12 protein-coding genes are annotated in these 10044 nt (G+C 64.8%); 10 read left to right on the top strand and 2 right to left on the bottom strand.

From position 1 onward, the window contains the following. The 4 genes from VMI09_16655 to aqpZ all read left to right on the top strand — a co-directional run. On the top strand, positions 1–583 hold a 583-nt coding region (locus VMI09_16655), incomplete at its 5' end, for a thiamine pyrophosphate-dependent enzyme (GenBank protein HTQ26321.1). A gap of 97 nt (positions 584–680) precedes the next feature. Further along, positions 681–1919: a Rieske 2Fe-2S domain-containing protein gene (locus VMI09_16650; protein ID HTQ26320.1), complete on the top strand. Its 1239-nt coding sequence runs from the start codon at positions 681–683 to the stop codon at positions 1917–1919. Between the two features lie 246 nt (positions 1920–2165). Beyond that, positions 2166–3500 carry a hypothetical protein gene (locus tag VMI09_16645; protein HTQ26319.1) on the top strand — a complete coding sequence of 445 codons (1335 nt, stop codon included), beginning with the start codon at positions 2166–2168 and terminating at the stop codon, positions 3498–3500. A 246-nt stretch (positions 3501–3746) separates the two neighbouring features. Continuing rightward, positions 3747–4451: an aquaporin Z gene (gene aqpZ, locus VMI09_16640; protein HTQ26318.1), complete on the top strand. Its 705-nt coding sequence runs from the start codon at positions 3747–3749 to the stop codon at positions 4449–4451. A gap of 47 nt (positions 4452–4498) precedes the next feature. Here the strand turns inward: aqpZ and VMI09_16635 are convergent, their stop codons facing one another. Further along, on the bottom strand, positions 4499–5155 hold the full coding sequence (locus tag VMI09_16635) for an HAD family hydrolase (GenBank protein HTQ26317.1): 657 nt from the start codon (positions 5153–5155) through the stop codon (positions 4499–4501). Between the two features lie 139 nt (positions 5156–5294). Here VMI09_16635 and VMI09_16630 point away from each other — a divergent pair, with 139 nt between their 5' ends. The 3 genes from VMI09_16630 (at position 5295) to VMI09_16620 (ending at position 7693) form a co-directional block, all read left to right on the top strand. Further along, complete coding sequence (locus VMI09_16630) at positions 5295–6263, top strand: quinone oxidoreductase (GenBank protein HTQ26316.1); 969 nt, start codon at positions 5295–5297, stop codon at positions 6261–6263. Between the two features lie 38 nt (positions 6264–6301). Beyond that, positions 6302–7030: an SDR family NAD(P)-dependent oxidoreductase gene (locus tag VMI09_16625; protein HTQ26315.1), complete on the top strand. Its 729-nt coding sequence runs from the start codon at positions 6302–6304 to the stop codon at positions 7028–7030. A 162-nt stretch (positions 7031–7192) separates the two neighbouring features. Next, positions 7193–7693, top strand: a complete 501-nt coding sequence (locus VMI09_16620; GenBank protein HTQ26314.1) for a CAP domain-containing protein — start codon at positions 7193–7195, stop codon at positions 7691–7693. Between the two features lie 27 nt (positions 7694–7720). Here the strand turns inward: VMI09_16620 and VMI09_16615 are convergent, their stop codons facing one another. Next, positions 7721–8428, bottom strand: coding sequence for a glutathione S-transferase family protein (locus tag VMI09_16615; GenBank protein HTQ26313.1), 708 nt, complete (start codon positions 8426–8428; stop codon positions 7721–7723). Positions 8429–8627: 199 nt separating this feature from the next. Here VMI09_16615 and sufT point away from each other — a divergent pair, with 199 nt between their 5' ends. From sufT to rpmA, 3 genes are all read left to right on the top strand, one after another. After that, positions 8628–9164 carry a putative Fe-S cluster assembly protein SufT gene (gene sufT, locus VMI09_16610; GenBank protein HTQ26312.1) on the top strand — a complete coding sequence of 179 codons (537 nt, stop codon included), beginning with the start codon at positions 8628–8630 and terminating at the stop codon, positions 9162–9164. Positions 9165–9305: 141 nt separating this feature from the next. Further along, positions 9306–9623, top strand: coding sequence for a 50S ribosomal protein L21 (gene rplU / locus VMI09_16605; GenBank protein HTQ26311.1), 318 nt, complete (start codon positions 9306–9308; stop codon positions 9621–9623). Between the two features lie 64 nt (positions 9624–9687). Next, positions 9688–10005 carry a 50S ribosomal protein L27 gene (gene rpmA, locus VMI09_16600; protein HTQ26310.1) on the top strand — a complete coding sequence of 106 codons (318 nt, stop codon included), beginning with the start codon at positions 9688–9690 and terminating at the stop codon, positions 10003–10005. The last annotated feature ends 39 nt before the right edge of the window (positions 10006–10044 follow it).

Here is a 10044-nt window from a genome sequence, read left to right as displayed (position 1 = left end):
GATTAGGTCCGCGAAGGGCGATGCTGCGCGGCCCACCGGTCCCCTCGATCCGGCCACGATCGGCGCGGCACTAGCGGCCGCGATACCCGAAAACGCGATCGTGATGGACGAAGCCGCGACCACCGGAATGCCGTTTTTCGGCGCTTCGCTGAACGCGCCCGCGCATACCTATCTCGCGCTGACCGGCGGCGCGATCGGCCAGGGCTTGCCGTGCGCAACCGGCGCGGCCATCGCCTGCCCCGACCGCCGCGTCATTTCGTTCCAGGCCGACGGCAGCGGGATGTACACGGTGCAGTCGCTGTGGACGCAGGCGCGCGAGGGGCTGAACGTCACCACCGTTCTGTGCAACAACCGCCGCTATCGAATCTTGCAGGTCGAGCTTGCGCGCGCCGGCATCACCGAGCCCGGCGCCGTGGCGCGTTCGCTGACCAGTCTCGGAAATCCGAACCTGGATTGGGTTGCGCTGGCGCAGGGGATGGGTGTGCCGGGAGTTCGCGTCGAAACGGCCGAGGCGCTCGCGAAGGAACTGGAGCGCGCGCTTGCGGAACCCGGCCCTAAAATGATCGAGATGCTCATGGCCTAGACAATGAATCCCACGGCCGGCACGAAATGCGGGCCGAAATGCGCAATTGACGGCCGCGCGAGAAATACAAATCATCGCCACGGCAGGAGGCAATACGATGAGTGCAGGCGAATCCGCGGGGAAACGAGGCGCCCGAGGTCCGGCCAGCGCGTCGTCCAGCCGCCAGTGGGCTCCCTATCTCGAGGCCGGCTGCGGCTTCAAAAACCACTGGTACCCGGCGCTCTTCAGTTACGAACTCAAGGACAACGAGGTCAAAGGCGTATTGATCGCGGGCCATGAGATCGCGCTGCGGCGTGCCAAGGGCAAAACCTACGCGCTGCAGGATCGCTGCCTGCATCGGGGCGTCAAGATGTCGCGCCGCCCGCTCTGCCTCAGCGACGAATTGATGACCTGCTGGTACCACGGCTACAGCTACGGTCTCGAGGACGGCGTGCTGCGAACGATCGTCGCCTCGCCCGACGATCCGATTCTCGGCAAGGTGCGGATCCGCACCTACCCGGTCGAGGAGCGCAACGGCACGATCTTCGTCTTCGTCGGCGACGAGGACTACCAGCCCGTGCCGCCGCTGTCGTCCGATCTGCCGCTTCGAATCGGCGCCGATGAAGACCCCAACGCCGTGGCTTACATCCTCGACGAGAACGTTTTCGTCCGCGGCATCCATCGCACGGGCAATTCCAATTGGCGCCTCGCGGTCGAGAATGGTTACGACCCGGGCCATTGGCTCGTCCACATGGGCAATACGATTATCGCCAGCGCCGACGTCCTGTTCCCGCTCGGCGCGCAACCCGTGTCCGACGAAGCGGTCCGCGTGGTCGAGGAGGAGGAAGGTCCGAAAGGCGTGATGATGATGTACAACCGGCCCGAGGCCTGGAACATGGTCCTCGAAAATCCGCTGCTCGGGCTCAAGGCGCGCGGCACCAAGCCGTACTACCTGCGGACCTCGATGTATCTGCCGGGCGTGCTGCTGGTCGAACACTGGCCGATTCCGGGCTGGGCGCAATACGAATGGTACGTCCCTACGGACGAGACGCATCACGAGTATTGGGAAGTCCTGGTCGCGCATTGCCGCAACGAAGCGGACCTCAAAGACGCCGAGTACCGGTACAAGAACGTTTTCGAGCCGCTCGCGCTGCGCGATTTCAACGACAACGATCTCTTCGCGCGCGAGGCGATGCAGGATTTCTACGAGAACGGCGATGGCTGGAACAAGGAAACCCTCTGTCAACTCGATAATGCGCTGACCGCGTGGCGCAAGGTGGCGTCGCGCTACAACCGCGGCATCCAGGACCGCCCGGCGGGAAACGGGATGAACGGCGGCGGCAACGGACATCGCTAAGCCCCGGCTGGTGTGGTGTCCTGGAAATAAGTTTCATCCCAGGACGTCGAGGCTGTCATTCCGAGCACAGCGAGGAATCCGGTTTCCCCGAAAAACCGAATAAAGATCAGGGATTCCTCGGTCGCCGATTCCCTCGGAATGACAGCTTGACGCTTTTCCGGATATGCAAGTTATTTGCGGGACATCACACTAAGCCACGGCCAAGCCGCGCCGGGCGCGCGGCGGGCGACCGCAGGAGCAACCTCGATGGCCGAGAACACGCGCATCGTCCCGCTGTCAGCCGAGCAGGAGAAATGGTACGGGCAGGCTTGCGAGCGGCTGAATCCGGAACGGCTCAGAAACCTGCTGCTCGAGCTGATCAATATCCATAGCCCAACCGGCGCCGAGCGCCGCGCGAGCGAGTTCGCCGCCGCATACATGCGCGAGCACGTGGGCGAGCATTCCCGCTACCAGCCGATCGGCGAGGAGACCGGCAACGCGATCGGCGAAATCCGCGGCAGCGGCGGCGGCGCGTCGCTGCTGCTCTACGCTCCGATCGATACGCATATCGAAGCCGACCCGGAGCGCGACATTCCGTGGGTCGGCCCGGCCTTGCGCGCCGATATGCTGCCCCAGGGCTTCGCGCAGGGCGACCTGGTCTATGGCCTCGGCGCCGCCAACCCCAAGGGGATGGTCGCGAGCCTGATCGAGGTCGCAACCGCACTTCGCGAGGCCGGAGTGCCGATCATCGGCGACCTGCAGGTGGGCTTTGCGGGCGGCGGGATGCCCGTCAGCCTGCCCTATCGCCGCAACTACGGGATGAGCGACGGCGTTTACCACATGCTCACGCGAGGCGTGGCGCCCGACTTCGCGGTGATCATGAAACCGTGGTGGGCCGTGTTCGCCGAGGAACCGGGAATGTGCTGGTTCAAAGTCTCGGTGCGCGGCACGATGGGCTATGCGGGGATCACCCGCGGGACTTCCGGCTACCGAAGTTCGATCGTTCCCGCGATGCGCGTGGTCGAGGAGATCGAGGCCTGGCTACCGCAATACACCGCGCGCAATACCTCCGGCACAGTGCTGCCCGAGGGACACATCGCTGCGCTGCGCGCCGGATGGCCCGAGAAGCCGGCGTTTCCGTCGGCCACGACGGAAATCTATCTCGACGTGCGATGCAATCCGCGCACTTCTCCGGGCGAAGTGAAAGCGCAGTTCGCCGAAGCGATGCGCTCGATCCACGAACGCCATCCTGAGATCGAATTCGACTGGGAGATGTTCGGCGCGTGCCCCGGCGGCGCCACCGATCCGCAGAACTGGATCGTGCAATCGAGCTATCGCGGATGGGAGCGCGTCGAGGGCCATCCGCACGGCGAAGCGCCCAAAATGGGCGGCCAGACCGACGGCGCGCTAATTCGCCGCCTCGGTATCCCTTGCGCGCGGATCGGCTATCCATGGCCGCCGCGCGGCTGCCCCGCCGAGTACAAGGAAGGGCTGGGCGGAATGGGCGTCGCGAGCGTCAACGACTTCATCAAGTCGGCGAAGGCGATAATGTATGTCGTTATCGACACGCTGACTCGCCTGCGCGCCGACCTCGGGCTGTGATCGCCTGCGGGATCCCAGACCGACGATCCAAAACCAGCAAACTTAATGAAGTGTCAGCAAACTTAAAGCTGCACTTTCGGTTCTATCGGAGTTACTTAAAGCGGCGCTTTCAGTTTGCGCCGCGTTGGGTGGCATTATTCGCTGCCAGGTTTCATACCCGGATAAAAGTTTCTGGCAGACATAGAGCCGCCAAACCTCTAGGCTTGGTCACTGTCTCAAAATAAGGCTGGAGGAGAACCCATGGCGATGAGCATCGGGCGGCGCGCTGGAGCTGAATTCATCGGAACGTTTTGGCTGGTACTGGGAGGTTGCGGCAGCGCCGTGCTGGCCGCCGGGTTTCCCCATCTCGGGATCGGCTTCGCCGGAGTGGCGCTCGCTTTCGGCCTTACGCTGCTAACGATGGCCTATGCGATCGGCCATATCTCCGGATGCCACATCAATCCCGCCGTGAGCTTCGGGTTATGGGCCGGCGGACGTTTTCCGGGTAACGAACTCGCGCCCTATGTCGCCGCGCAAGTGCTCGGCGGAATCCTTGCCGCCGCCGTGCTTTACGTTATCGCCAGCGGCGCACCCGGCTTCAGCCTGGCCGGCGGTTTCGCCGCCAATGGCTATGGCGCGCACTCGCCTGGCGGCTACGCCCTGCCCTCGGCACTCGTCTGCGAGGTCGTGATGACCACGATCTTCCTGTTCGTGATCATGGGAGCGACGGACTCGCGCGTGCCCGCCGGCTTCGCGCCGATCCCGATCGGACTTGTGCTGACGCTGATCCATCTCATCAGCATCCCGGTGACCAATACGTCGGTTAACCCCGCGCGCAGCACGGGGCCTGCGATCTTCGTCGGCGGATGGGCAATCGAGCAGCTATGGCTCTTCTGGGTGGCGCCGATCGCCGGTGCGATTTTCGGCGGTTCGCTCTACAAATGGCTTGCGGAGGAACCGCCAAAAGCCTGAACCGAGGCGTGCAACGCACCCGGCCAGGCGGCCGCGCGGCCGCACAGCTACGATTCGTCGAACATCCGCCGCAACGCGGTCGGCACCTCGGCCAGTCCCGCCACGCGCTGCGGATGCTCCACGCGCGTGCCGACGCCGAGAAAGTGCGCTCCGGCGCCGCTCGCCGCTTCGGCGTCGATCTGGCTGTCGCCGACGTACACGGCGCGTGCGGGCGCGACTCCCGCGCGCTCAAGGCATAGACGCACGATGTCGGGTGCGGGCTTGGGACGGACCTTGTCGAACGCGCTCGCCACCGCGTCGAATACGCCTCCCAGCCCGAGATGCTCGATCAATCCGTGCGTGGTGGCCGAGCGATTGGTCGCGAGCGCGACCCGGTAGCGGCGCTTGAGATCGAGCAGGAACGGCCGCAATTCCAACGGAGGCTTCAGCAACGCAAAGAAAGGCGTGAAGTCGATCGTGCGCGCGACCTCGCGCATCCGCGCAAGCATCGCCGCGTCCTCGCGCGCGCGCAGCTCGAAGACCGTCATCGCGGCCATGAAAATGCACGTGCGCTCCTCCTCGAGGTTGAGCGGTGGCTCGCCGATCGCGGAAAAAATCGCGTTGTAGTACGCGACGTTGGACTCCGCCGATTCAAACAAGACGCCGTCGGCGTCAAACATGACCAGTTCGAGTATCGCCAGTTCCTTCGCCCTCCTTTTGCGCAAGGACGGCCCCCAACGCCGCCCGTCAATCAATCATATCGCATGACGCAAGCGCAGTCGCGGTTGCAACACGGAACCCGATTTGCTCCAAGAGAATTAACCGACAGCGGTGTCAACAGATGGTTCGAAAGGAGCGCATCAGGTGAAAGCGATTGTCTTTGAACAGACCGGCGACCCGAGTGTGCTCAAGTACGCCGACCTGCCCAAACCGCAACTCATGCCCGGCACCGCACTGGTCAAGGTGCATGCCGCCGGAATCAACTTTGCCGACACTTTCTTCATCCGCGGCGAGTACATGATCAAGCCGCGGCTGCCCGATACGCCGGGAATGGAAGCGGCCGGAGTGATCGAGGAGGTCGCGCCCGACGTTACGGACCTGAAGCCCGGGATGCGCGTGACTTCGATCACGCTCAAGGCCTACGCCGAGTACTGCCTGATTCGCCCGTCGCAGACGCTCCCGCTACCCGACTTCATCAGTTTCGAGGAGGGCGCCGCCTTTCCGATCCAGGTGCTGACCGCGTGGCACATCCTGCACACCTCGCATCAGACGACTCCCGGGCAGACCGTGGTGGTGCACTCGGCTGCGGGCGGCGTCGGAATCGTCGCGGTGCAGATCGCCAAGGCGGCCGGCGCCCGCGTAATCGGCACGGTGTCGAGCGATTCCAAGGCCGCGCTGGTCAAGGAGTACGGCGCCGACGATGTGATCAACTACGAAAGCTCGGATTTCGCCGCCGAGACGATGCGCCTGACGGGCGGGCGCGGCGCCGATTTGATCCTCGACGCGGTGGGCAAGCCGACATTCGAGGCGGGCCTCAAGTGCCTCGCCCCATTCGGCCATCTGCTGCTCTATGGACGCGCGGGGGGAGCGCCCGACCCGCTTAACGTCTTTCGCCTGTTCGAGAAGGCGACCAAGGTGAGCGGCTTCGTGCTGCCGGTGGTGGTCGGGATGCCCGCGGTGATGCGCGAGGGAATCGAAAAATCTTTCGCCCTGATGCGCGAAGGGAAGCTCAAGCTGCTCGTCGGCAAGAGTTTTCCGCTCGCCCAAGCCACGGAAGCGCTCCGCCTGCTGCAATCACGTCAATCGGTCGGTAAACTGGTGCTCGTGCCGTAAATCGTAAGCATCGGCCGGCGCCGTTGGGGAGATACTTCATGGCCCCGCAAGCAAATCACCCAGGAGTCGCGATCGTGGTCGGCGTCGGCCCCGGCCTGGGCGACGCGCTTGTGCGTCGCTTCGCCCGGGGCGGCCATCCGGTCGCGCTGGTCGCGCGCTCGCGCGAGTTCATCCAGTCGCTGGCGGCCGAGATCACCGCGGCCGGCGGGCGCGCGCTGGCGGTCAGCGCAGACGTCGGCGATGCGGAGGCGGTGGCCCGCGCGTTCGACACGGTGCGAGCGAAACTCGGGCCGCCCGAGGTTCTGCTCTACAACGCCGGCAGCGGCAAGTGGGGCAGGATAACCGAGATCACACCCGCGCAATTCGAGGAATCATGGCGGACCAACGCCTACGGCGCGTTCCTGTGCGCCAAGCAGGTGGTCTCCGAGATGATCAAAAATGGGCGCGGCGTGATGCTGTTTACCGGCGCGACCGCGGGCGTCAAAGCGGGCCCGCTGTCGGCCGCTTTCGGACCGGCCAAGTTCGCGATGCGCGGGCTCGCGCAATCGCTCGCGCGCGATCTCGGCCCGCGCGGAATTCACGTCGCCTACGTCAACGTCGACGGCATGATCGACATGCCGCACGTCCGCTCGCAGATGCCCCAGGTCAAGAACGAGGACCTGCTGAAGCCGGCCGCGATCGCCGAGGCCTACTGGCACCTTGCCAACCAGGACGCGAGCGCCTGGACGCAGGAACTCGACGTGCGCCCCTTCAAGGAGAAATTTTAGGAAGACGGAGCGTGGGGTCGGAGCAACAGCCTTGAGCGGGAAAACGCGATGAGTGTCCATTCGGCAGACGGGCGGAGGTCGGCGCGGATCCCCAAGGGTCCGGCCAAGGTGATTCAATTCCCTGCGGGCCGGCGGCGCCGAAGGAGCTATCGGCGCTCGGCCGTGATTGGCATCGCGTCGATGGGACTGGCGGCAGCAGGCGCCGCGCTCGTATGGATCTATCTCGTGCCGTTCATCGGGCTTGCGCCGGATCTGACCGCCGGGATGAGCGCGCAGGAGGCGGAAATCCTGCGGCTGGTCAACGACGAGCGCAAGCGCGCCGGCGCGCCGGCGCTCAAGTCCTCGCAGCGCCTGATGCTGGCTTCGCGCGGACACAGCTACGACATGGCGCTGCGCAACTATCTCGGCCACAAAGGCCCCGCGGGCGACACGCCCGCCGAGCGCGTGCGCGGCGTCGGCGTCGATTCCGCGGCGTTCGGAGAAAATCTGTACCTGGACCGCGAAGCGGATCGCGCGAGGCTCGCCGAGCGCGCCGTGCAGGAATGGCTGCGAAATCCCGAGCATCGAGCCAACCTGCTCTCGCCCGATTTTGCCAGCACCGGCGTCGGAATCGCGCGCGCGGCCGACGGGACGGCCTACGTTACCCAGGATTTTGCGAGGTAGATTGCGGCCACGCATCCCGCAAAATAGTCAGCCGATAGCCTCAAACGTCCGTGCGAGCCACTTCATCACTTTGGCGTGCGCGTGAATCTCCGCCTCGGCGACTGGCGTGAACGGGATATTGAGCGCGTCAACCTGGGCCGCGACCGCGACGTCCGCGATCGAAAATTCGCCTCCGCAGAGAAACTGTCCGTCGATCATTACCTCCAGCCAGTCGAGCGCCGCCCTGAACTTCCCGCGCTGCTCGTCGAGTCCAAGCCGTCCCAGCCCCTGCCCGCGCAACTGGCCGCGTGTCTGCCGCCCCAAGAGCATCCGAACCATCGGCCGCACCGCCGCCGGCACCGGGCCGAAGACGACCTCGGCGAACCTTGCGAACTGTTCGGGCACTTGCCATCGTTCGTACACGACGTGCCAGTAGAGCGATTCGTCGGCCCAGTCCTCGATCATCAGGGCCATTGCGCGCGTGCGTGGCTCCTGCGGATAGAGGCGCGGCTCCGGATGGCGCTCCTCGAGATGACGGATGATGTCGGTCGACTCGACAAGCTTTACGCCGTCGTCGATCACGACCGGCAGCTTGCCGCGCGGATTGAGCTTGCGTACCTGTCCGGGCGAGGTGGCGTTGATGGTATCGAACTCGAGGCGCTTGTAGCGCATCGCGTTGCGCACCTTGACGCAGAATGGCGACACCGATTCCTGGTCGCCCAGCGGCCCGAACTGGTAGAGTTCGATGTTTCCCATGGCGCGAACCTCCGGCCGCCGGCTTCAGTGAATCGATCGAACTACTCTTTGGGGCAGGGCCGCGGTTCCCAGGCTCGGCTAAATTCCTATCACGGCCGGCGCGTCCGCCCGAACCCGATTCCGAGGCAACTGGCGCTTCGACCCCCAAGCGCTTACAATGGAAGTTTGCGGAAACAGCGGAACGAACAAGGTAACAGCGATGGAACGAGTTGAACTCACCCGCGAATGCGAGGCGGTCCAGGTGCCGCTCGGCAGCCCGATCACGCTCGAGAAGGGCCTCGAGGTCTTCGTCACCCAGGCGCTCGGCGGCAGCTTCACCGTGCAGGTGCCGGCCTACGGAGGCCTCTATAGGATCGCCGGCAAGGACGCCGACGCGCTCGGCAAAAGCTCCGAGGATGCCGTTTCGCCGGCCTCTGTCTCGGGCGACCTTGAAGCGATGGTCTGGGAGCAGCTAAAGACCTGTTACGACCCCGAGATTCCGGTCAACATCGTGGACCTCGGCCTGGTCTATGCGATGGAGGTGGCCCCGCTTGACGGGGGCACCAAGCGCGTCGACGTCAAGATGACGCTTACCGCGCAGGGCTGCGGGATGGGCGCGTCGATCGCTATCGATGCGCGCCAGAAATTGCTTTCGCTGCCCGGCGTCGCCGAGGCCAACGTGGACCTGGTGTGGGATCCGCCGTGGACTCCGCAGATGATCTCTCCCGAGGGCCGCGAACGCCTCGGCCTCGACTGAGAAAGCGGGCAATCCGGACGGCAAGGCCTTTTGCGCGCCGGATCGTTGCCTCGCTTTCGTTGGCGGGGACGATTGTGTGGTCCCCGCGCTAAATTGACATCGCCGCCCCGCTCCGATAGTTAAAAGGGTTCGGACCAGAGCATGTTTGCAATCGTAAGAACAGGCGGAAAGCAGTACCGCGTCGGCGTCGGCGACCAGATAACCGTCGAACGTATCGAGGGCGAAGTCGGTGCGCATGTCGAATTGAGCGACGTGCTCGCGCTCGGCGGCGATGAAACCGTGATCGGCACGCCTACCGTTGCCGACGTGGCCGTGCGCGCGCGAATCGTGCAGCAGCCGCGCGGAACGAAGATCATCGTTTTCAAAAAGAAAAAGCGCAAGAACTACCGGCGCAAGCGCGGGCATCGCCAGGAACTGACGGTTCTGAAGATCGAGGAGATCAAGCGGGGCGCGGCCTAGCCCGGCCCGCATCGTTGATTTTTCGCCGGCCGACGCGCCGGCTTTATGACAGGGAGACAGGCTCGTGGCGCACAAGAAGGGACAAGGTTCAACGCGCAACGGCCGCGACAGTCCGGGACAGCGCCGCGGCATCAAGGTCTACGCCGGCGAAACCGTTCGCGCGGGCAATATCCTGGTCCGCCAGGTCGGCACCCGGGTTCATCCGGGAAACAATGTCGGGATGGGCCGCGATTATACCCTTTACGCGCTGGTTGACGGGGTGGTCAAATACGAGACCTACCGCACCGACAAGCGGCGCGTGCGGATCGAACCGGCGGCGGCGCCGGCGAATGGCGATCGGACCGAAGCGGCGAGCGAGCCGCCGGCCCAGCCACAAGCCTAGGGCCGGCACGGCTTAGAATTTCGGTTTCCAAGCCCCGCG

The sequence above is a fragment of the Candidatus Binataceae bacterium genome (assembly GCA_035500095.1).
In the GTDB taxonomy this organism is placed as follows: Bacteria; Desulfobacterota; Binatia; order Binatales; family Binataceae; genus JAKAVN01.
The sequence above is the reverse complement of the archived record's forward strand: the minus strand, read 5'-3'. Positions and strand labels throughout refer to the sequence as shown.

Excerpts from the sequence above, each read along its gene's own strand:
- VMI09_16650 (HTQ26320.1), top strand. The coding sequence starts at position 681 with ATGAGTGCAGGCGAATCCGCGGGGAAACGAGGCGCCCGAGGTCCGGCC.
- VMI09_16645 (HTQ26319.1), top strand. The coding sequence starts at position 2,166 with ATGGCCGAGAACACGCGCATCGTCCCGCTGTCAGCCGAGCAGGAGAAA.
- aqpZ (HTQ26318.1), top strand. The coding sequence starts at position 3,747 with ATGAGCATCGGGCGGCGCGCTGGAGCTGAATTCATCGGAACGTTTTGG.
- VMI09_16625 (HTQ26315.1), top strand. The coding sequence starts at position 6,302 with ATGGCCCCGCAAGCAAATCACCCAGGAGTCGCGATCGTGGTCGGCGTC.
- VMI09_16615 (HTQ26313.1), bottom strand. The coding sequence starts at position 8,428 with ATGGGAAACATCGAACTCTACCAGTTCGGGCCGCTGGGCGACCAGGAA.
- sufT (HTQ26312.1), top strand. The coding sequence starts at position 8,628 with ATGGAACGAGTTGAACTCACCCGCGAATGCGAGGCGGTCCAGGTGCCG.
- rplU (HTQ26311.1), top strand. The coding sequence starts at position 9,306 with ATGTTTGCAATCGTAAGAACAGGCGGAAAGCAGTACCGCGTCGGCGTC.